We start from the raw sequence: 21,157 nt of genomic DNA, 5'->3' as shown, positions 1-21,157 counted from the left end.
CCAAAACAACGTCGCCCAAGGAATTACTGTATGAAAGAACCGCAACATCGTCCGATAACTGCCACCAATGCCTGCCCAACGTGAGATTCCCAACAACGCCTTAAAAGCAATAGTCACAGAAGATACTAAACACTGATGTCGAAGAAAAAGTACATTCAGTAGACCGAAAAGTTTTGCGATCGCTCTGTCAAGAATACCTGAGCCAGTGGATTTCTGCAAAAATGCCGTGCTTTTAGATATCAGTATATTATGTTCAGCAACAGAACACTTTGGTGGCAATTATCACGTATCTTTTAGCATTGATTGAGCCTTTAAACTTGAAGATTGAACGATTATATTTAGACCGTGAGTTCTTCTGTGTGCCTGTCATCAGATGGTTACAAGCTTTAGATATTCCATTTGAAATGCCAGCTATTATTCGAGGCAAGCATGGAGAAACTAAACAATTAATTAGAGATAGGCGTAGCTACAAAACTAGTTACACTTAAACAGCGATAAATATGGTTCAGTAACTTTTAGTGTGTGGATAGTTTGCACATATAAAAATGGTAAAAGACGAGAGCATGGTCGGGAATTTTTTGTTGACGCTGTTTATAAAGTTAAGTTAACTTTACAGATTATACATGATGACTATCGTCTGCGTTTTGGGATTGAGAGTAGTTATCGTATGAAAAACCAGTGTCGCATCAAAACTACTATTAAAAATCCTACAATTCGGCTTTTATTTGTAGCTTTGGCATTCTTAATTATTAATGTTTGGATTTATCTAGTATGGCATTATATTAGCCGTTTAAAAAGAAGTACTAGACAAGTTTTTTCTCATCTATTTACTCTCAAACAGATGCTTGAATTTTTACACCAAGTATAGACCGTAACTATGGAGTAGCCTGCGAAATTTATTTACCGTCCGGCTAATTTTGGTCGTTTTGCCACTATTTCTATAAGTTCAAGTTATAGTTGTTCTCTCGAAATCGGCTGTTCTACATTCCTAAATAAACGGTATCACAGACTACTATTTTTTAGCGATCGCAAAACTTTTCGGTCTACTAGTTGCGCGAGGTGTAATGAGCCGATTACCTCTTTAAAATTTCGTTTTTGTCCTTACTGTGGCTTTCCATATAAGGCATCTAAGAATTCTGAATCTTAAAGCTAGTTATGAGAATATTAGTGTTATTTATTACTTGTAACCTTAATAAATGAAATTTTAGAGCTTTTTTAAACTAAACCGTTTAGTTTGTACCTGATGACAGCTTCGCCAGCTCTACGCCTACTACCACCACAAAAACCGATCACAGGCAAGCCAAATAATGACCATCACACAGTTGTGAATGGCATTCTTTGGATACTGAGAACCGGAGCGCCGTGGCGAGACTTGCCAGAACGTTATGGGAAGTGGGAGAGTGCGGCAACAAGGTTCTATCGGTGGCAAAAAGCCGGAATTTGGAACCAAATCTTAGAACATCTGCAAGCACTCGCTGACGAACAAGGAAAACTTGATTGGGAAATTCATTACGTCGATGAAACAGTGATCCGCGCCCACGACTCACACAGCTGGTGGAAAAAAGGGGGTGTTCGCGTAGCGTCTCGAAGAGAAGAAGATGAGAAACTAGGTCGTTCTTGTGGTGGTTTCAGTACAAAAATACACATACGTTTTCGTTGGTAAAGGTAAGCCGATTACTTTTATCCTTAGTCCAGGCCATCGTAATGAGTCGATTTTTCACCGAACAATTGATGTCACAAGGTGCAGTCAAACGTTCTGGGCGAGGTCGCCCGCGTGTGAGACCTTTAAGACTGGTTGGAGACAAAGGTTACACTGGTCGTCGCATACGTAATTACTTGCGCCGTCGCGGTATCCGTCTGACCATACCACGGTTATCAAATGAACCACGTCGCGGCCCTTTTAGCCGTGAAATCTATCGTCAACGCAACGAACAGTTGAACGTGCTATCAACCGACTCAAGCAATTTCGCCGCATTGCTACCCGATATGAAAAACTTGCTGTAAATTATACAGCCATGATAATGATCGCCTTCATTCTGTTGTGGTTATAGTTTGAAAACACGCCCTAAAACGTCCTCTGATCAGTACACGAATTTATTCATTTACTAGCGTCTGCCAGTCTCTCACTAATTGAACAGCTTTTGGGACGTACTGGCGTCGGGTATCAACCAAAACTCAAATTGCCGTAAGAGCTTAATCTCGTCTACATCAATGCCCAATCGCTGTCTTATAGAGCTGATTGGTTCATTCTCATAGGCGGCAAAATTAAACTCATTAAGCTGTTTAACTTTAAGTCTTCTGCCATAGGCGAAGCCTAAATCAAACGCTTCTAGATCATTTCGACAAAATTGATAGGCTTTAGGATAGAGGAACTGGGCAAAAAACTTGAATATTGCTAGGTGAAACCACTTTGTCTTCAAGTCATTTCCCATTGTAAATCCAAGGATAAAGGCTTCATCTTGAGCTGACTGCTCTCGTCCTAGTAGGATGTGAACATAATCGTGATTACGCAAATTGATCTTTCCGGGTAATGCTAGAAAACTGCCAGGATTCTCTAGCAACCAAACTAGAAAAGGGATGTCTGCCTGTTCATCGCCCTCTAATGCAGAATAAGCTTGTTTTAGGGTTAGCTGATCTGCTTCAGCACTTAGACTCGCAATCAAGTTAACAGCCACCGATACACTCCTAAGCAATCGACAAAGAAAAATAAAGAGGCAGTATAGAAGGCCATAGTGTGATTGCGCTCCAGCAAGCTAGCGATTAGCAGTTGGCTGGAACTTAGGGCCAAACCCAAAAATCCATAGCCGCTAATTGAGGTATTTGATGCGAGTAAAATTCCTCCAGCCATAATACAAGAACTGCTGGACAGCTTTAGGGCTTTACTAAAGAACCGCAGATGGTTTATCAGCCAGCCACTTCCAGAAAAGCTTGTTTTAGGGATACTCATTGGTGCGTCATTCCATTGAGGACGATAGTCTAACAGCTTGCTGATGCATGTAGGCATAAGTTCTAAAGTTGAATCGTGGTTAGAACAATGCCCAGAAATGCACCTGCGATCGTCTGGGCGATCGTGTGTCGCTCCAGCACAATTCGTGCTTTACTAACTAGTGGCAGTAGTAGATAGAAGGGAAGTACAATCGCGCCAAATTGAACAGTCAGTGCTACTAAAGAGCAACCCATCGTTGCAGTGTGAATACTGATTTTCCACCAGTAGGAAATGATGGCAACGATTAAAGTTTCTGTGGCATAGCACCTCATAAGAGTCTGGATCAAGTCAGGGGCATGAACAAAAGATAAAGCGAGAAGACCAATGAATAGTACAATTGCAGCCACCACCAGGGGAAGAAAACGTTGTCGGCGATTAGGAATATCTGGCGAACTAATTAGCCCAAAACGAATGAAGATGAGGAGACACAAAATCATTAAACCAGTGGTAAACAGATCGGCAATTGCTAAAAACTCAACTTTTTTAGAAAGATTCAACTGTTGATCTGCCCATATCAGGAGTAAAAAAGTAATAGCTGGGTCAATCACTGGATTGAACACCGTCGAAATGATTTGTGCGTTGGTTCTGTTCATTGGCTTGTGAAATCAAATTGAGGACAGTTCTATATGGCGTTTCGCGAGATCGCCTCTTGGCAGTAAGAAAAACCAAGATGCAGGCGATTGGGGCAGTCATGCATAAACTCCTGCAAACTATCTATGTCCTGTTGAAGTCTCAGCGATTCTGTTGCAAAAATTTCTAAGTGACAAACGAACGGGTTTCGTTCGTATTTCTTTAAGCACTCACTCCGAAGATTTTATTGATAAATTCTGCCTGAGATACACTGTCCCCTTGGTTGATTCCTTTCACTTGTCCTTTGCGAATCATATTCATCACCTCAATCCCTCTCAAAGTCCTCCTTACCGCGTTTAACGATTGAAATCCTATCATCGGGTTTACAATCCGTTTCACGTTGCGATGGTCTTGCTCAATGATGTTGTTAAAATATTTGCTTTGCCGTAATTCGGTCTCAGCTTTTAACGTTTTATCCTGCTTCAACTCATCCATCGCAACCGGATACACGGCATTTTTATCGACCGTAATTACCCGTGGAGTCTGAGTGTGCTTCACTCCCAACACTTTACGAAAAAAGCGTGCCGCGCCTTTCCATTCCCCGCTTCGCACTCAGCATGAAATCCAGCGTAATTCCGTTAGAATCGACGGCGCGATACAAACATTTCCACTCTCCTTTGATCTCGATGTACGTTTCATCCACACGCCACGAATCGTTGGTTGGGTTCAGATAAGGTCGAATGCGCTTGTCCAATTCTGGCGCGTACTTCAACACCCACCGATGGATCGTAGAATGATCGACTTCCACTCTTCATTCTGCCAGCGAATCGCCCAGTAGGTCTCGGTCTTCTCGCCGGTGTTGAATCCGTCGATGTTGATGTAGGCGCCGTCGCATCCCCGAAATCCCTCCCGCAGCACCGCTTCGTCGGCGAACGTGCCTTCGAGGATGGTTACATTGCCAAGGGCGAGAAGCGCCTTCGCGCGCGAGGAGTTGGCGTCGCGGCTCAGGACTCGAACAGAGTATTTCCTGTCGGCGACCAAACTGCTGACCACGGGCATGCCCTGAGCACCGGTGCCGCCGATGACGAAGATCTTAGAGGTGACGTAAGCTGGCATTGGGTAACTCCTTGTAACTCTTAGAACCAAATCATGACGCACTGAACCAGTAGCCGTGAAAGTTAAATGGCACATGGTGCCTCAAATGTGCGATTGCAATTGAACCATCCGATAGATGTTCGGCAGCAAAAATCGCGAGGAAGCTCTTTTTGGTGTACCCATTCAATACCTCTGTTAGCAACCAGCCTGGTTCTTCAGTGAGATTAGCACTATTGTCGGTTAACAGGTTGTTTGTCGCTTTAACAGATTGATGTCATCAAAAGAGAAAATTATACGATGTCAGGTTTTCAGTTGTTGATGCGATCAGCTCTGGCTGGGCGTTCCACCATCATTAATCAGTGCCTTGTGAGGAATGTTCAAAAAATTAGAACTCCTTAAAGCCGACTTGACTTTAGCAGTTTATGAGAAAACGACATTAATCTGTTAAAGTGACAAACAATCTGTTAACCGACAGCTGGTAACTTTCATCTTCTTACTTCTCCCGCCTTTTTTCCTAATTCACATTAGGCGTAAATTACATATTCAGTATTCACTAAGCGAACGGTTTTGACTAGTAAAGATATAGTGCGTTAACATTCGACTTAAGCTTGTCAGGCGAGGCTAGTCGTTCTAAGCCAGTTCCACAAGATATAGTGCGTTAACATTCGACTTAAGCTGGGACAGCAGGTTAATTTAGTATAAGAAGTACACGTACAATTAGCGGGTGATACAGAGTTGGTGTGCTAGGAGAGGCTACTGGGAAATGATTTTTAAGCACCTGGTCAGGGAGCATCCCAATTTGGCAAAAAGAGAGGAGATAAGCAAGTTTATTCGGGAGCAACGCGATTTTCTGAAGTCAGACAAAAAACGAGCGATCGCTAAAATATATAGCTAAGTAAAAAGTTATTTTTTTGACGTATAATATCCTAAGTAAGCACAACAATTAATCTTAATGAGTTATTTCAAAAAGATGACTGGTAGGTAATTTGGTAATAATTCCGCTTGAATACTAAGTATTAATTATCACAATAAGCTGGTAATGAGAGAGTTTATGTATAAATTGTTCAAGCACTGCTGGAGTTAAGGAAAGAATTAAAAATAGAGTCACAAAAATTGTTCCAACTTCCAGCTATCCATTGACATCGCAGATGTAACATAATCTCTGCGTTATTTTGAAGCCAAAACTTACCGTTTCCCTTTATACGTAAGTTAACAGCTTGACGAATTAAACTTTCAACTGCACCACTACCAAGTGGTAGCTGATGGGCGGCAACGATGCCTTGTTTCTTCAGAGCAGGTTAATTACGAATTAGTAATTATTTGGTCAAACCTCTGCTTGGCTCGATAAAACTTTTGTCACTTCAAAAACTGTATGGGGACTTTTGAAGGTTAACCGTGCTTCTGGTTTCTGGAGTGCCACCATAGTTTTCACATGTTCGCATTCGTCATCACGGATGTTCACAAACACATCGTATAAATTATCTACTTTGGGACGGCGAAATTCATGACCTGGTGCAGTCTGAACTTCATCAAACATATACAGATCGCCATCGCGGTAGAAGTTAATTGCAACCTGGGGCGCTTTTTGAGCTTTCAGTTGGGCTTCATTGGTTTGCAAGTATTCGTCATAGGTGTGGTAGGCATGACCTTCAATTAGTTCCATCAAGTAGTAGGCGTAAGCGGGAAACAACATGTAAATCGGTACAACCACCCAGTAGTAAGCCACAGCAACGTGTTGAGCGATGAAGCGATCAATCCAGAGGCGACCGCCCCCCAGTGATTCCATGATTAACAAATGATGTAATTCGTTCCAGGTTTCAGCAAAGTGAACTTTCAACAAGTCAGCTTTGCGCCAGTAACCCAGCGTTTCATAAAAATGCAGCACCGATAGATAAGAAAAGTAAGGAACGCGGGCGATGGTTTCCAACATATAAAACCGAGCGTAGGAACGATTTCCGTACACGACATCTACAATGAATACGAAAAAACTGACGATCGCTCGAATCAAAACTTTCATGGTGGATTCCTCCAAAATCAGAATACATTACTGATTAGCCGATTTCGAGATTTGACTTTGACAAAGAGTTTTAGCCTTAACTCAACGGTGTTAGTACATAGACCACTAATTCATTTCAGTTTTTCACTGACTTTGCCATCAAGAGGGTAGGCTGTTTGTTGTAATTCTCGTACTTCTCGTTGTAAAAAGAAGTTGAGGAAGGTACGGATTCCAGTAATCGCTGCAAGTTTTGCCACTGCATCCCACGAGGGGGAAATAGCTGTGCCGACAATATCGGCAGCTAATAGAAATTCCAGCGCTAAGGCCAACACCACTCCTAGTTCTAAACGGATCGTTTCTTGGAGAACCCGATCGCGTCTCCAGAAACGCAAGATTTTTCGGAGGGTGAGAAGGAGTGCGATCGCAACTGTTAAAATTGCAATGCCTTCTAGAAAAACTTTCAAAAACGTTGCAAATTCTTGCAATAATCTTTCTGCTAAAAGTGTGAACCCAGAGGTGTGTTCTGCATCAGAGTTTAAGGCAATGGCTATCCAAGCAGTATAAACTGACATACCCATCTAAGCTCATTTGTGCGAGTGAGGGTGATATTGGAAATGAGGCAGTTTGACATTTTTGAAAATACTGGGGTAATCAAAAGTGTGATAGAGCTTTCCAGTTAGAACATCCCGTTCTTCTAACGCAATTAGCCGAAACGCCCCCACCGCGATCGCAGCACCCATTGGCGGAGCAATCCAATAAATCCACTGATGATGCCAATTTCCTGTGATCAGTGCCGGAGCGAAACTCCGCGCCGGATTGAGACTTGTTCCCGAAATTGGAGCTTCTTGCCATACCATCCCGGCAATTAACAGCCAAACGACTAAAGGTGTCCAGCGCATCAGCCGATAATGACTGACAAAGATAAAAATCGTCAATACCAACACAAATGTAATCGTGACTTCTGATAAAAATACAACCCACAGCGGATAATTCAACCCAGGTAGCGTCATGCCGTTACTAACGCTTCTGGCATAATCTCCCCATAGAGTCACGAGCAGTAAAACGGCAGCGATCGCTCCCAGAAATTGTCCAATTACAAAGCCAATGAAATCTCTAAGGTGCATTTTGCCATGTATCCAAAATGCGAGTGAGACAGCAGGATTGATGTGAGAACCACTCAGTTTACCGATCCCAGAAACGGCTACAATCGCTCCACTTCCAGCAAAAATTAGTCCCGTAATTAGCCGCCGAATGCTTGAATCAGGCACAAGCTTTTCCATTGGCAAACCATGCCCAAAGTTAAAAACGATTGCACTCAAACCGATTAAAATATTGAAAGCAGCTCCGAGGAATTCTGCAAAGTATTCGCGCCAATGCCACTGATTCTGAACCCTAGAATACATAGTTGATGAGTTTTGTCAACACATTTACACATGAGCGAGTTAGTAGGCAATTGCTGTCTGTGGTTGCTTTGAAACGCTACTTGCTGCTTTAATTAAGTCGGCTGCTTTTTCACCGATCATAATTGTAGGCGCGTTCGTATGTCCCGTAATTAGAGTTGGCATGATGGATGCATCGACGACACGCAACCCTTCAATTCCATGTACCCGCAGTTCGGGGTCTACAACTGCCATTGGGTCAGTTCCCATTTTGCAGGTGCCAATCGGATGAAACACCGTACCACACGTTTCCCGGACGTAGGCTGCAAGGACTTCATCGCTAGTCACGTCAGCACCAGGAGCAACTTCCCTACCGCGAAACTCATCAAAGGCACTGTTATGAAGCAATTGGCGCATCAATTTAATCGCGTCAACTAGCTTTTGCACATCGGATTGACTTTGCAGATAGTTTAATCGAATTATCGGTGTATCTTTAGGTTCGGGCGATAGTGAAGCGCTGCTGCCTTCGGCAGGACGCAAACTGACGCTACCAATGTTTTGGGGATGATTCAAAACGACTAGACCTGTAAAGCCGACACCAGAATTAGGATAGCCAGGAGGTGCCCAGAGAATCGGCCCAAAGATCAGCTCTAAATCTGGCGCAACATTTAGATTAGCCTCGCTATGCAAAAACAATCCAGTTTCAGCGATGCCATTACTGGTGTTTGCTGTATGCAAGTTCTGAGTGGACTCATACGGCACAGCAACGAAAATGTGATCTCGCAGGTTTTGACCGACCCCTGGTAAATTAGCCACGACATCAATCCCCATTGGTTGTAATTGTTCTGCATCTCCAATACCGGATAGCATAAGCAACTTAGGCGAATCGAACGCGCCCGCACTCACAATCACTTCTTTGTTGATCCTAACCTGGTGTAGCATTCCTTCATGCAAATATTCCACCCCAACGGTACGAGTGCCCTCAAACAACAACCGAGTCACTAATGCACCCGTTTGAATTGTCAAATTTGGGCGATCGAGAATAGGTAGGAGAAATGCAGCTGCCGTACTGTGCCGTTTACCATCCTTGACCGTGAACTGAAAAGGGCCCGCACCTTCTTGGTGCATAGCATTGAAATCAGGATTATAGTTATATCCCATTGCTATACATGCGTCTATAAATCTCTGGGAGATTGGAGCAGGAGAAATGATATCGGTAACACTCAACTCGCCTTCTACACCGTGGTATTGGGAAGCACCGCGTTGCTGATTCTCGGATTTATTGAAATAGGGCAATACATCTTGGTACGACCAACCGGGATTGCCTAATGACTGCCAATGGTCATAATCGTGATGATTGCCCCGGATATAGAGCAAGAAATTAATTGCACTGCTGCCTCCCAAGACTTTGCCACGAGGACAAAAGATTTTGCGATTATTTAGATACGGCTCTGGCTCAGAGAAGTATCCCCAGTCCACTTCAGTGCCAGGTAGGGTTGTGCAGTCCAACGGGATTTGGATTTCTGGTTTTGTATCTGGATTGCCCGCTTCGAGCAACAGCACAGTCGTGTCAGGGTCTTCGGTCAAACGATTAGCAACCACACAGCCTGCCGACCCGGCACCAATCACAATATAGTCATAGTGAGTCATGATTCTTTCTCCTTTATTGTCTGTCATGGATTTTTGGAACACATCAAATCTGTGCTATGCCACTATCTGCCAAAATCTCTTGTGACTGTCGAATCGATTTCAGTCCTTGCCCACACAGCCAACAGCCCAATCCATCTATCACTAAGCTGAGAATGGCAGTAACGTAAAAGAGCAAACCCCAACCTTCCCAAGAAACATGAGAGATATGAGCGGGACTCATGGCAATCAAATGAATGTATGTTGAAACCAAGATCGAACCTATCAATGCATTGAGCAAAAACCAGATTCCAATGCGGTAGAACCGTGTCCAAAGTAAAATAGCCGCAATCATGGGAGCCAGAACCAATGCGCCTCTTTTGAGTAGTGTTTTCATTGTTCTCTTTGTTTATTTGCTTTGATTATGCAACGGTGTTTTAATCGCGTTTATGAGCTAGCTCAAGTTTGAAGGAATTTAGCGATCGCTCTCAATGTTCAGATACTTTGGTTTGTAATGAGGCAGAAGGAGTTCAGAAGGCAGAAGGCACCGACGCTTAAAAACGTGGGATTGAAACAAGGACGCTTTATACCTTTGCGTTTTCCGCTGGTATAATTCTTTCTTTTAAAATGGGCAATGACCCATAACTAAAAGTTTCTATTAATACTTCTTTCCTTCTGCCCTTCGGGTTCGCCAGTTCCCCTCTCGGCAGAAGCCAAGATGGAGACTGGACTCACTTTCTGCCCTCTGCCTTTTTTCGGTAAAGCGAACAATTACTGAGGATCGTCCAAAATTGAACTGTGGGCTTGCGGTTCTTCGATGCGGTGTTGTGCGTACTTCCGCCGAGCCTTGACGATCTCCTGATACACCTTCTTGCGAGCTAAGTTGACGCTACCCAGAGGTTCGTGTTCGGGCAGGGTGTGCCAAGCCATGAACGATAGCCCCTCATCCAACCGCTTCCGTTCCTCGAAGTCAAATTTCTGAGCAGGAACTGTGATGGTTGCAAGCTTAATAAAAGGTGAGTCTTCCTCCTTCCACTCTTGCATGGGATTTTCAATGGGAGTTTTTTCATCGTCAACGTAGAGCTGCACCAAGAAGTCAAAAATTGCATCTTTGCCCTTTTCTGTGAGGTATTCGACGACTGCCTCGCGCAAGTAAGTCTCGGAAGTGGGAGGCGAACCGGGAGTATCTTGCTGATGAGGTTTTACAGAAAACTTGATCGACACAGAGCCAAGTTTATAGGGAGTCGTACTCCAATATTGGATCAGCAGCGGATTCGCCACTTGTATGCTCGTAACCGCTTTGAGGACTTCAAAAGTGGGTGCTAGCGATCGCAACTCTTCTTCATTTGCCTGACCGACGCTTGCTTTGGTCAGGTTAGCAAACCCTTGGGCATCGCGCACAAAGAACACTGGATAATTAATCAGCAAAAAGTCTTGGGTTTCCTGCTCATCATCCAGAACTTTTTCACCTTCTACCTGTAAAAGTTTAATGGCAAGCGCCCGAACATCGGGATCGAGGTCTGACGCGAGTTTACCGCGCTTTTGTGCGGAGGAAGCATTGGAGAGTCTCATCCAAAGCGGGTAGGTTTTGGGTTGAGCAAAGACACCGACCCGCAACGATTCCGGAATATCTTCCTCAACTTTGAACTCTCCCCAAACTAAGGCATGACTTTTAGGATGGTCTTTTCGCAGGTCTGGGCCCTTCTCAGCTTGAACTTTGAGATCGATATTCACGATGGTATCAGTAGCTGCTTCTTGGGCAGCAGTGTCCAAGATGGTATCAGTAGCCGCTTCTGGGACAGCAGTGGATAAATTAGATTGGCTCATGGTTCTTTCTCCTCTCCTGATTGTGAGTGTTTTAAGACTGAGAAAATGACGGTTGCAGATGAGACTTTATAAACTCTAACTGCTTGTCGATTGCTAGTTCGCAGTGCTGTTTCTTCCAGTGCTGCAATCTATGAGAACGATGATAGTTACTAACTCATAAGACCTCCTCTGGTTGCTGGATTGTTTTCAATGCCCATCCACTAATCCAACATCCCAATCCATCTACAATTAATATTAGGATAGCTGTAACTTGAAATAGCAAGCCCCAACCTGCAAAGGAAACTTGAGAAACATGATCGGGGCTAATTACGATTAAATGATTGTAAATTGCAAAAAGCAGTGATCCTGCCATTGAAAAGAGCAGCAGCCAGCTACCAAGGCGGTAGAACTGTGTCCAAAGTAAAACGGCTGCAACGATGGGAGTCAAAAAAATTACAAAAACCACAAACGAACTTTGAAGCACAGACAGGCCAACAGGGATTTCCACATGCGCTAAACCATGCAGTCCGTTGGTGATCGCATGGATGACTACAATAGTTGTCCCATATTGAGCAATCTTCATATTTATTCCTCCTAAGTAGAAAACTTTAACAGACATCATTCATCGATAGCAGTAGAAACGCAGATTCCTTTTACAGTTTGGTTTAGCGTCCGCTAAAGGAATGAACAAAGTACATGCTAGCCTGCTTGTAGAATGCCCAAAGGGCTGTAAGGCGGGCACGAACGAGAAGACGATTCTATGAAGAAACGTGAGGTATTATAACTTTTTGGTCAACTTATGTGAGTTAGCTTGCACGAGCAACAGCAGTGTCAACCATCCATTCCAAAGGTCGCGGCTGAAAATTTAATTCACGTTTTGCCTTGGCATTCGATGCGCCTCGCATCTGAGTACCGTAGTAGACGGCATCAGCACCACCGATTCGCAGAGCATCCTCAACCGATATCTGCGGCGGCGGCAAAGCATTGAGCCATTGAGCAAAAGCAGAGAGCCAGACGCGCACCTCTAAGGGTTGATCGTTGGTAATCAGGTAAACACCAGGATTGCCTCGCTCTGCTGCCGCAACTGTAGCGATCGCTGCATCTTCAATATGTAACCACGACCACACACCTTCGCCATTCCCAACGATCGGGAATTGTTGCTGCCGTACCTGTTGAGCAACGTCGCCATCGGGGGCAAACCAAGTGCCAGGGCCGTAGAAGAAGCCATAACGCAAGGCAATTCCTTCTATATTAGGCGTTTCGAGTAAGCGATGCTCAATTTCATTCACTGTACGTGCATCTGCTGCAACTGCGGGTGAAGCATCCAAGGATAGCGGTGTTTCTTCATCTGCCAATCCAGTACCAGGAACCGCCCAGAATGCGATCGATTGTCTCAAGTAACGACGTACGCCTGCGGCTTGCGCTGCTGCCAGCACATTAGCACCCCCTTCTTTACGAAGACGCTTGTTCAGTGGTGCTGCTGCACTCATCGATTCGCCAGTATAAGTTTTGGGTAGAGCAGTGAGTTGTTCGATCACCACTTTCGGTTGAGCGCGAACGACAGCAGCTTTGACAGCTTCTGCATCGAATACATCTGCGATCGCCAATTCCACACCTTGTTCGGCCAAAGCATTGGCTCTTTCTGAAGAACGGGTCAACGCAACTATATCATGTCCTTTTGCCAGCAATTGCGCGATTAGCGGACGACCGATCGCTCCCGTTGCGCCTGCAACAAAAATTTTCATTTGTGAACCTCCTGTTGAAGCTTGTGAAACATTTACATTTTGTTTAACTTATGCTATGGCAGCTTTCATTACATCAGTGTCGATGTAAACCTCTAGTCGCACAATTTTCTCTTTTTGAATTGTCCAGATATGAGCTAAGTTACAACTGAATTTTTTTCCAGTTTGCTTTGCTACGCCACTCGTTTTGCCGATCGCAACGGTTTTATCGCCAGCTTGAATGTAATTATATATCTCGACTGAAGAATCAATTAATGGAAAAAACTTAGAAAAAAAAACCTTGCTTCCATCAAAGCCACGATAGTGACCGCCCCAAGGGAGTTCTTCAGTTTGGTAAAACTCAACGTCAGGAGACATTAAAGAAAAATAACTAGGAATATCTTTTTCGTTCAGGTAAATGTAAGCCTGCTTGACAATTTCTAGAGAATTTACTGACATACTTTAGCGTCCTTTAGACACAATAGGTTAAATGGTTGCCAGGTTTGTAATCATTTCTCCCACTTCGATTGTGCGATTGCATTTCAATCGTTTCTATGAGCTATAGCAGGAGGCAGGAGGCAGAGGGCAGGAGGTAAAACTATTGCTAACTCTAGCATTCACCCCATCCTTATGTCCTAACCTGTGTTACTACGGCTATAGCTCAAACTTGAAGAGGCGATTTCCTTTGATTCATTTCTCTGGGTTAGTTGACAAGACTAAAACAGAGAGTTACAAATTGTCAAAATCTGCTTAGGTGGCATCACTTGGACACCAGCAATGAAGAATCTTTCCATTTGCCCCTAAATTACGATGTGAAACTTTAGTTCTATAAATCTATGGGTGTGAGCGAATCAACATTATGCAGCTAGTGAGAAAAAATTTCTTTACGTATCGTCGTAGCGCACAGGAGTGGTAACAGATTATCTTCCACAGTAAGCTTTTTGTCGAACATGGCGAATTGTAGCAAGGTAGCATCGGTCAAGTTGGCAATATCAACATCACTACAGGGTCGCTTTCTCTCACCAATGGCACTTTACTATATTCCAACACGTATGGACAGGGAAATGCAAGCAGTGTGAATATCAATGCCCGCGATCGCGTTTCCCTATATGGTCAAGAATCTTATTCATTATTCATCACCCCTAGTAGTATCTTTACCCAAGTGGATCAAGGCAGCGTTGGTCAAGGTGGAGATTTGACGATCGCAACTGTTAATTGGGTGACATTGAATCCTCAAGAACAAAAAAGCACAACTGTAGGGGAAAACTGACACTTGATTCCAAGTCTGGGGCGCAAAAACCGTAAATTAGAAGTTCCACAAATCAGCCCGACTATTGTGGAAGCTACTAGTTGGATAATAAATAAGTCTGGTGTGGCGCAGCTAACAGCCTCTACACCCGTAGCTACATATACCAATACTTTTAATTCCGCGATCGCCTCCAGCGGGGCTTCTCTTTGAGACGCTACGCGTAGCTTGCTTCCCCGTAGGGGTACACCCATTGCAGCTTGTCCAAATTAACAGGTTGAGTTAATGAGCAAAAAACTTTTGCAATTTTTCTTCTTAAGATAACGCTGTTTATTATCCTCAGGTTTCATTACTACTTCACTGAAGAACTTTTTACAATAGATGTTAAAAATATTACAAATTTAGTATTTTTAAACTCTTGACTTGAAATTTTGATTCTCCAAAGCATTGCTTAAGCTTTGTTACATTGCAATTTATAACACTATTAATTTTGCCTATTTTAATATAAACTTTCTTGAATAAAGTCAACAAATGCCAATGTATTAATCAAAAGTTTAATTGCTGTTTAATTATTTCAAACAGAGAATGTAGAAAACAACTTTATATAAAAACTTAAAATTGATCTGGCGAGATGTTTAAGATTGTTCAAGTGAAATACACAATCCAAAAACTGCATAAAAATCATGTTGAGGGTAACGAGAAACTTAAACTTGTTGAAATGTTTAAACATTGCTGTTACTAGTGCAGTAATTGGCGCTGGAAATTGTGCAATGTCTACGATGGGCTGCGCCTACGCTCAAATCGCCCCAGATAATACTCTCCCGATTAATTCTAATGTTCAAAAAATTGGCAACACTATAAAAATTGAAGGTGGAACTACTGTGGGAAGCAATTTATTCCACAGCTTTAGTGAGTTTTCCCTTCCTACTGGGAGTACAGCTGATTTTAACAATAGCCTGAATATTCAAAATATTATTAGCCGAGTGACAGGAAAGTCTCTCTCTAATATTGATGGTTTAATCCGAGCCAACGGTACAGCTAATCTGTTCTTGATGAATCCCAATGGGATTATATTTGGTCAAAATGCGCGGTTGGATATTGGCGGTTCGTTTGTGGCGACTACATCTAATGCAATTGGGTTTGGTAATCAAGGTTTTTTCAGTGCAACAAATCCGAATACTCCACAACTATTGACAATCAATCCAACGGCATTACTATTTAACCAAATTCGTGCCGCATCCATCGAAAATAACTCAGTTGCTTTCTCCGGTTTGAATCAATCCACTAGATTTAAAAGAGCAATGGGTTTGCGCGTACCAGATGGCAAGAGTTTGCTGTTGGTAGGCGGTGATATCAAAATGGATGGTGGAGGTTTGTATGCTTTTGGAGGGCGAGTCGAGTTAGGTGGGCTATCAAGTGAGGGAACAGTTGGGTTGAATGGAGATGGTAATAATCTGAGTTTAAGTTTTCCTGATAGTGTTGAAAGAAGCGACATTTTCCTTAGCAAGGGTACGGAAGTAAATGTATATGCACCTAATGGTGGTAGTATTGTAGTTAATGCCCGGAATTTAGAGATGACAGGAGAGAGTTCTCTGGGTGCAGGCACAGACAGGGGACTGAGTTCTGATAATAGTAAGGCGGGAAATGTTTCGGTTAATGCCAAGGGAGCAATAAAACTTAACAATAGGAGTGCCATTGCTAATCTGGTGCTAGTAGGTGCAAACAGACAGGCAGGCGATGTCAATATCAGTGCTAGCACGTTACAAGTTTTGGGTGGGGCGGGGGTATTTACTACTACATTAGGTGCAGGCAAGGGAGGTTCTGTGAGGGTTGATGCCCAAGATGTGCAACTAATTGGTAGAAGCGCTGATAATGAGCGTGGCAGTAGTTTGAATGCTTCTGCAGAGTCAACAGGGGATGCGGGAGATTTGATTATTAAAACTAATACTTTGCTAGTGCGAGATGGGGCAACGGTGAGTGTTAGTACAGGTGGTGCGGGCAAGGGAGGTTCTGTAAGGATTGATGCCCAAGATGTGCAACTGATTGGTACAAGCACTGATAATAAGCGAGCCAGTGGTGTGTTTGCTTCTACAAAGCTCAACTCAAGAGGCGATGGGGGTGATTTGATTATTAAAACTAATACTTTGCTAGTGCGAGATGGGGCAACGATAAATGTTAGCACACGTAGTGCGGGCAAGGGAGGTTCTTTGAGGGTTGATGCTCAAGATGTGCAACTAATTGGTAGAAGCACTGATAATCAGTCTCTCAGTGGTTTATTTGCTTTCACACAGTCAACAGGGAATGCGGGAGATTTAATTATTAAAACTAATACTTTGCTAGTGCGAGATGGAGCAGCAGTAAACGTGCAAAGTCGCGGAACAGGAACTGCAGGCAACATGACATTAAATGCTCGCTCTATACGTTTAAACAACAACGCTTTATTCAGCGCTACTACAAGCAGCGCTAAAGTTAACCCGAATAAGGAACAGGCGATAATTAACATTAACTCAAAAGATTTGATAATGACTGGCAATAGTAATATCACTACCAACGCTACAGGAGAAAACGTTATTGGTGGCAATATCAACATTGATACAGATATTTTAGTCGCATTTGTCAATAGCGATATCAGTGCTAATTCTACTGACTTTCGGGGCGGGAATGTAAAAATCAATGCTACGGGGATATTTGGCACTCAATTTCGTGATGCACCTACTCCAAATAGTGATATCACTGCCACAGGCAAAAATCAGCAGTTGAATGGTTCAGTCCAAATTAATACACCCGATGTAGATCCCAGTTCGGGATTAGTACAATTACCTGCCGATTTTGTAGATCGGTCTGGTTTGATTGCTCAAGACTGTCCTGCAAATAAAGGAAATTCATTTACCATCACCGGACGCGGCGGTTTGCCACCTTTACCAACACAAGCACTTGGCACTAATCAAACTGCAACTGTTGATTGGGTGACATTGAATCCTCAAGAACAAAGGAATACAAATGTAGAAAAAAGTCCACATTTAGGGAGGAATCTGTGGCACAAAAACCGTCACCTAGAAGTTCAACAAATCAGCACCCCGATTGTAGAAGCAACTGGTTGGGTAATTAACAACTCTGGTGCTGTGGAGTTAACAGCTGCTGCACCTATAGCTACACAGACAAATGCTTTTAATTCTGCAATTGCAGCTTGTCCATCCCAAGCCGCCGCTATTCAAAAATAATGCAAGTTGCTTTTGTCTGACTTGAAGATTGAGAGAAGCCCAAACAAAACCAATTCTCTAAAATCTTTAAATCTAGACTGAGATTAGCTTTCTTAGTTACGAATTACGAATTTGTATGATAGTTCGTTTAACCAACTTTCAAGTTGTAAATGCAAGTGATAACTAAAAACTCCCGGTTATTATAATCGATAGCATTATGAGAATCGCGGTCAAGTAGTTCATTCAACAATGCGATCGCCTCACTATAATATCCTTATTTAGATAATCTCAAAGTATGAGAGTGTAAATAATTTTTATCGAAAACTAATTCACTACTTCTTTTTGTATCATGTTTAATAGCAGTAATTGTAGTAGCAATTACAAATTCAGGAGAATGATTTTGTTGGATTGTAGAAGCTCTTGACATATATTATTGACCTTGATGAAGTGAAACTTGAGTTCTATGTATGTATGGGTGTAAGCAAATCGATATTATGCATTCAAAAACTCAAACAGCTTAATTTAAGAAAATTTTTAAAATTAATAGTTGTGTTTTGTTAAGATTATAAAGAAAATATATTTTTATAAGATAACCAATAAAAGTATGATAATGAATACTTAGCAGTAAGTAATAACTACTCTTTGATATGACTGTATACGTTTGAGCAAGGTAATCAAGCCAGATATTGCGCTGAAAAATTGCTTCTGTAAAATTGCCGTTAGTCAAAATTAGTACGAGGCAAAGTCAGTGATAAAAAAAAGACTTCGATTTTTCCTTGTAGTACAGCGCTTGATAAAAAGTATTATTGTGACTTGCAAAATTCGCTTTTATTCTCAAAAGTGGTTAAGAAGAATTACAATAGCTGTTTTGGTTGCCTTGTTAAGCGTTTCGGGAGTTTCATTTCCTGTATTCTCTGAATTGACTCATCAACCAAATGCTCAACAGTTGGTTGAACAAGGTCGAAAACTCTACGAAAATGGAAAGCTATCTGAAGCAGTGACAGTTTTGCAACAAGCAACAGATGTTTTTAATTTGCAAAAAGACGAATTAGGAAAAGCGATCACACTCAGCAATCTTTCGTTAGTCTTTAAGCAACTTGGACAGTGGGAAAAAGCAGAAGCTGCAATTACACAAAGCCTCAACCTATTAAAAAACTCACACCTCAAAACTCAGAACTTGGCAATAATTTTGGCACAAACCCTAGATATTCAAGGAAATCTGCAATTAGAACTAGGCAGAAGTGAACAAGCTTTGGACTCATGGAAGCAATCTGCTAATACCTACGCTCAAGCAGGTGATGAAGTTGGTATAATCCGCAGTTTGATTAATCAAAGCATGGCACAGCAAGCTTTAGGATTTTACCGTCAAGCTCGTACTACCTTAGAAACGTTGCAACCCCGCCTTGAAAAACAACCAGATTCGCTTGTTAAAGCTATAGCTTTACGTAGCTTTGGTGATGTTCTGCAATTAGTCGGTGATTTAGAACCATCCTTTAAGGTTTTACAACAAAGCCGAGACATCGCCAAAAAATTACAATCTCCTTCAGAAATCAGTGCGACGCTGCTGAGTTTAGGTAATACTGCACTGGCTTTAGGTAATAGCCAAATCTTGCAGCAAGACAGTACCAGTTTTGAAAACTATACTCCGTTGCATTGTATAAACAGACCTGTCTCTACAGGATCTCTCAAATTTTATCAACAAGCAGCGCAATTCTATGAAGAAGCTGTCACCACAGCGACCTCACCACTTTCACAAATCCAAGCCCAACTCAATCATTTGAGTATATTGTTGAAACTTCAGCAATGGTCACAAGCTAAGAAATTATCTTCCCAAATTCAAGTAAAGCTAGCCAAAATACCCCCAAGTCACACAGCAAATTACGGACAAATTAATTTTGCTCAGAACTTGGTGTGCTTGAAACAAGCTACCAACGCAGATATTCCTTCATGGAAAGAAATTGCTCAAATGTTAGCGACATCTGTACAACAAGCTAAAAGTATAGGTGATGAGCGTTCAGTTGCTTATGCTTTAGGCGCATTGGGTGGATTATATCTAGAAAACCAGGATATAGCTAATGCTCAAAAACTAACTGAGGAAGCTTTAATACAAGCCCAAGCAATAAAAGCTGGGGATATAGCTTATTTATGGCAATGGCAACTAGGATACATATTGAGAATAAAACAAGATGTGGGTGGTGCGATCGCTTCTTACACTGAAGCGGTAAATACTCTGAAATATCTCCGCAATGACTTAATTGCTCTCAATCCAGATATCCAGTTTTCCTTTCGGGATAATATAGAACCGATTTACCGACAATTAGTCGATTTACTTTTGCAACCTGCATCTACAGCAAGTACAAAAGAAAGCATTAGTCAAAAAAATTTAAAGCAAGCTCGTGCCATACTTGAAACACTGCAACTAGCTGAACTAGAAAACTTCTTTCGAGAAGCTTGTTTAAAAGCCGAACCCGAACAAATTGATGAGGTAGTTGACAAAACAGATGCCACAGCAGCAGTAATTTATCCGATTATTTTGGCAGACCGTCTAGATGTTATTCTCAAGTTACCAAATCAAGCTGAATTATCTCATTACACAATTAATAAAAAAGCAAAAGAAGTTGAAAGTGTTCTAGATAAATTACAGCAATACTTAAGACAACCAGACCGGATAAAAGATGTTAATAAGTTATCTCAACAGGTTTATAGCTGGGTTATTAAACCGTTAAAATCTGAATTAGAAAGAAGGAATGTTAAAACGCTAGTATTTGTACTAGATGGGGAATTACGGAATATTCCGATGGCAGTTTTGTATGATAACGAACATCAACAATATTTAATTCAAAAATATGCTATATCCTTAGCTCCAGGTTTACAATTAATTGAACCAAAATCTTTACAAAAAGTCCAACTAAATGGATTAATTGCTGGAGTAAGCGAACAACGTAAAATAGAAGGACGTTCATTTACTCCACTGAAAAATGTAAAAGTTGAATTACAACAAATTCAGTCAGCTATACCTAGAAATTCAGAACTATTTAATCAAACCTTTACTAAAATAAATTTACAGAATCAAATTAAAAAAGTACCATATACAGTAGTTCATATAGCAACTCACGGCGAGTTTAGTTCTAATCCTGATAAAACATTTATTTTAACTTGGGAGCAGCTTTTAAAAGTCAAGGACTTTGATAATTTAATTCGACTCGGCGGACAAAGAGAATCTAAAGCTATTGAATTACTTGTCCTCAGTGCTTGTGAAACCGCTCAAGGAGACAACCGAGCTACTTTAGGACTTGCTGGAATAGCAGTACGTGCAGGCGCTCGTAGTACACTAGCAACTTTGTGGGCGATAGATGATGAGTCTACTGCTGAATTTATGAGTCAGTTTTATCAAGAATTAGAAAATAGCAAAGTAACTAAAGCCGAAGCTGTCCGTCGTGCTCAACTTAAGCTGTTGAATGATTATGAAATTCCTTATTTATGGGCACCATATATTTTAGTAGGAAATTGGCTTTAAAAAGGTAAAAGTAAT

Annotated in this window: 20 protein-coding genes and 4 pseudogenes; 6 read left to right on the top strand and 18 right to left on the bottom strand. The window is 42.0% G+C overall.

Going from position 1 to position 21,157, the window contains the following annotated elements; genetic code table 11:
* Window positions 1-219: pseudogene (locus V7K56_RS35650) on the bottom strand (hypothetical protein); the annotation flags it as partial.
* A gap of 29 nt (window positions 220-248) precedes the next feature.
* Between V7K56_RS35650 and V7K56_RS37430 the strand changes: the two are divergent.
* Both V7K56_RS37430 and V7K56_RS35640 read left to right on the top strand, forming a co-directional pair.
* Window positions 249-915: pseudogene (locus V7K56_RS37430) on the top strand (ISH3 family transposase); the annotation flags it as partial.
* 328 nt (window positions 916-1,243) lie between these two features.
* Window positions 1,244-2,051 (top strand): annotated as a pseudogene (locus V7K56_RS35640) (IS5 family transposase).
* 75 nt (window positions 2,052-2,126) lie between these two features.
* Here the strand turns inward: V7K56_RS35640 and V7K56_RS35635 are convergent.
* The 17 genes and pseudogenes from V7K56_RS35635 to V7K56_RS35565 form a co-directional block, all read right to left on the bottom strand.
* Window positions 2,127-2,675 carry a hypothetical protein gene (locus tag V7K56_RS35635; RefSeq protein WP_334918674.1) on the bottom strand — a complete coding sequence of 183 codons (549 nt, stop codon included), beginning with the start codon at window positions 2,673-2,675 and terminating at the stop codon, window positions 2,127-2,129.
* Window positions 2,660-3,004 carry a hypothetical protein gene (locus V7K56_RS35630; RefSeq protein ID WP_334918672.1) on the bottom strand — a complete coding sequence of 115 codons (345 nt, stop codon included), beginning with the start codon at window positions 3,002-3,004 and terminating at the stop codon, window positions 2,660-2,662. The genes V7K56_RS35635 and V7K56_RS35630 overlap by 16 nt, the downstream gene beginning before the upstream one ends.
* 5 nt (window positions 3,005-3,009) lie before the next feature.
* A complete protein-coding gene (locus V7K56_RS35625; RefSeq protein ID WP_334918670.1) occupies window positions 3,010-3,579 on the bottom strand; it encodes a hypothetical protein in 570 nt (189 codons plus the stop codon).
* A 199-nt stretch (window positions 3,580-3,778) separates the two neighbouring features.
* Window positions 3,779-4,168: a DDE-type integrase/transposase/recombinase gene (locus V7K56_RS35620; RefSeq protein ID WP_334918668.1), complete on the bottom strand. Its 390-nt coding sequence runs from the start codon at window positions 4,166-4,168 to the stop codon at window positions 3,779-3,781.
* On the bottom strand, window positions 4,125-4,259 hold the full coding sequence (locus tag V7K56_RS37425) for a DDE-type integrase/transposase/recombinase (protein WP_442940376.1): 135 nt from the start codon (window positions 4,257-4,259) through the stop codon (window positions 4,125-4,127). Before V7K56_RS37425 ends, V7K56_RS35620 begins: the two co-directional genes overlap by 44 nt.
* Before the next feature lie 65 nt (window positions 4,260-4,324).
* Window positions 4,325-4,672: an NmrA family NAD(P)-binding protein gene (locus V7K56_RS35615; protein WP_334918666.1), complete on the bottom strand. Its 348-nt coding sequence runs from the start codon at window positions 4,670-4,672 to the stop codon at window positions 4,325-4,327.
* 31 nt (window positions 4,673-4,703) lie between these two features.
* Entirely contained in the window at window positions 4,704-4,898 is a 195-nt protein-coding gene (locus V7K56_RS37420; RefSeq protein WP_442940375.1) for a carotenoid oxygenase family protein, read from the bottom strand.
* A gap of 817 nt (window positions 4,899-5,715) precedes the next feature.
* Window positions 5,716-5,913 (bottom strand): annotated as a pseudogene (locus V7K56_RS35610) (ISLre2 family transposase); the annotation flags it as partial.
* A gap of 62 nt (window positions 5,914-5,975) precedes the next feature.
* Window positions 5,976-6,668 carry an alternative oxidase gene (locus V7K56_RS35605; RefSeq protein WP_334918665.1) on the bottom strand — a complete coding sequence of 231 codons (693 nt, stop codon included), beginning with the start codon at window positions 6,666-6,668 and terminating at the stop codon, window positions 5,976-5,978.
* A 110-nt stretch (window positions 6,669-6,778) separates the two neighbouring features.
* On the bottom strand, window positions 6,779-7,219 hold the full coding sequence (locus V7K56_RS35600) for a DUF1622 domain-containing protein (protein ID WP_334918663.1): 441 nt from the start codon (window positions 7,217-7,219) through the stop codon (window positions 6,779-6,781).
* Window positions 7,220-7,231: 12 nt separating this feature from the next.
* A complete protein-coding gene (locus tag V7K56_RS35595; protein ID WP_334918661.1) occupies window positions 7,232-8,050 on the bottom strand; it encodes an MIP/aquaporin family protein in 819 nt (272 codons plus the stop codon).
* 39 nt (window positions 8,051-8,089) lie between these two features.
* Complete coding sequence (locus tag V7K56_RS35590; protein WP_334918659.1) at window positions 8,090-9,676, bottom strand: GMC family oxidoreductase; 1,587 nt, start codon at window positions 9,674-9,676, stop codon at window positions 8,090-8,092.
* 43 nt (window positions 9,677-9,719) lie between these two features.
* On the bottom strand, window positions 9,720-10,049 hold the full coding sequence (locus tag V7K56_RS35585) for a hypothetical protein (protein ID WP_334918657.1): 330 nt from the start codon (window positions 10,047-10,049) through the stop codon (window positions 9,720-9,722).
* A 374-nt stretch (window positions 10,050-10,423) separates the two neighbouring features.
* On the bottom strand, window positions 10,424-11,479 hold the full coding sequence (locus tag V7K56_RS35580; protein ID WP_334918655.1) for a catalase family protein: 1,056 nt from the start codon (window positions 11,477-11,479) through the stop codon (window positions 10,424-10,426).
* Window positions 11,480-11,633: 154 nt separating this feature from the next.
* Window positions 11,634-12,041 carry a hypothetical protein gene (locus V7K56_RS35575; RefSeq protein WP_334918653.1) on the bottom strand — a complete coding sequence of 136 codons (408 nt, stop codon included), beginning with the start codon at window positions 12,039-12,041 and terminating at the stop codon, window positions 11,634-11,636.
* A gap of 223 nt (window positions 12,042-12,264) precedes the next feature.
* Window positions 12,265-13,203 carry an NAD-dependent epimerase/dehydratase family protein gene (locus V7K56_RS35570; RefSeq protein WP_334918651.1) on the bottom strand — a complete coding sequence of 313 codons (939 nt, stop codon included), beginning with the start codon at window positions 13,201-13,203 and terminating at the stop codon, window positions 12,265-12,267.
* Between the two features lie 48 nt (window positions 13,204-13,251).
* Window positions 13,252-13,638: a nuclear transport factor 2 family protein gene (locus tag V7K56_RS35565; RefSeq protein WP_334918649.1), complete on the bottom strand. Its 387-nt coding sequence runs from the start codon at window positions 13,636-13,638 to the stop codon at window positions 13,252-13,254.
* A 616-nt stretch (window positions 13,639-14,254) separates the two neighbouring features.
* On the opposite strand from V7K56_RS35565, the gene V7K56_RS35560 reads away from it, so the two are divergent.
* The 4 genes from V7K56_RS35560 (at window position 14,255) to V7K56_RS35545 (ending at window position 21,142) form a co-directional block, all read left to right on the top strand.
* The gene (locus V7K56_RS35560; RefSeq protein ID WP_334918647.1) at window positions 14,255-14,449 is read left to right on the top strand and encodes a hypothetical protein; all 195 of its coding nucleotides are present in this window, start codon (window positions 14,255-14,257) and stop codon (window positions 14,447-14,449) included.
* A gap of 3 nt (window positions 14,450-14,452) precedes the next feature.
* The gene (locus V7K56_RS35555) at window positions 14,453-14,638 is read left to right on the top strand and encodes a hypothetical protein (RefSeq protein WP_334918645.1); all 186 of its coding nucleotides are present in this window, start codon (window positions 14,453-14,455) and stop codon (window positions 14,636-14,638) included.
* A 557-nt stretch (window positions 14,639-15,195) separates the two neighbouring features.
* Entirely contained in the window at window positions 15,196-17,646 is a 2,451-nt protein-coding gene (locus V7K56_RS35550; protein ID WP_334918643.1) for a two-partner secretion domain-containing protein, read from the top strand.
* Window positions 17,647-18,433: 787 nt separating this feature from the next.
* Window positions 18,434-21,142, top strand: coding sequence for a CHAT domain-containing protein (locus V7K56_RS35545; protein ID WP_334918641.1), 2,709 nt, complete (start codon window positions 18,434-18,436; stop codon window positions 21,140-21,142).
* Window positions 21,143-21,157 lie beyond the last annotated feature (15 nt).

Source organism: Nostoc sp. (genome assembly GCF_036917535.1).
Classification (GTDB): Bacteria; Cyanobacteriota; Cyanobacteriia; order Cyanobacteriales; family Nostocaceae; genus Nostoc.
Note: the sequence above shows the minus strand (reverse complement) of the source record. Positions and strands in the feature narration are given on the sequence as shown.

Bases quoted from the DNA above. Each gene is read 5' to 3' on its own strand.
- V7K56_RS35630 (WP_334918672.1), bottom strand. From the start codon at position 3,004: ATGCCTACATGCATCAGCAAGCTGTTAGACTATCGTCCTCAATGGAAT.
- V7K56_RS35625 (WP_334918670.1), bottom strand. From the start codon at position 3,579: ATGAACAGAACCAACGCACAAATCATTTCGACGGTGTTCAATCCAGTG.
- V7K56_RS35615 (WP_334918666.1), bottom strand. From the start codon at position 4,672: ATGCCAGCTTACGTCACCTCTAAGATCTTCGTCATCGGCGGCACCGGT.
- V7K56_RS35605 (WP_334918665.1), bottom strand. From the start codon at position 6,668: ATGAAAGTTTTGATTCGAGCGATCGTCAGTTTTTTCGTATTCATTGTA.
- V7K56_RS35600 (WP_334918663.1), bottom strand. From the start codon at position 7,219: ATGTCAGTTTATACTGCTTGGATAGCCATTGCCTTAAACTCTGATGCA.
- V7K56_RS35595 (WP_334918661.1), bottom strand. From the start codon at position 8,050: ATGTATTCTAGGGTTCAGAATCAGTGGCATTGGCGCGAATACTTTGCA.
- V7K56_RS35590 (WP_334918659.1), bottom strand. From the start codon at position 9,676: ATGACTCACTATGACTATATTGTGATTGGTGCCGGGTCGGCAGGCTGT.
- V7K56_RS35585 (WP_334918657.1), bottom strand. From the start codon at position 10,049: ATGAAAACACTACTCAAAAGAGGCGCATTGGTTCTGGCTCCCATGATT.
- V7K56_RS35580 (WP_334918655.1), bottom strand. From the start codon at position 11,479: ATGAGCCAATCTAATTTATCCACTGCTGTCCCAGAAGCGGCTACTGAT.
- V7K56_RS35575 (WP_334918653.1), bottom strand. From the start codon at position 12,041: ATGAAGATTGCTCAATATGGGACAACTATTGTAGTCATCCATGCGATC.
- V7K56_RS35570 (WP_334918651.1), bottom strand. From the start codon at position 13,203: ATGAAAATTTTTGTTGCAGGCGCAACGGGAGCGATCGGTCGTCCGCTA.
- V7K56_RS35565 (WP_334918649.1), bottom strand. From the start codon at position 13,638: ATGTCAGTAAATTCTCTAGAAATTGTCAAGCAGGCTTACATTTACCTG.
- V7K56_RS35550 (WP_334918643.1), top strand. From the start codon at position 15,196: ATGTCTACGATGGGCTGCGCCTACGCTCAAATCGCCCCAGATAATACT.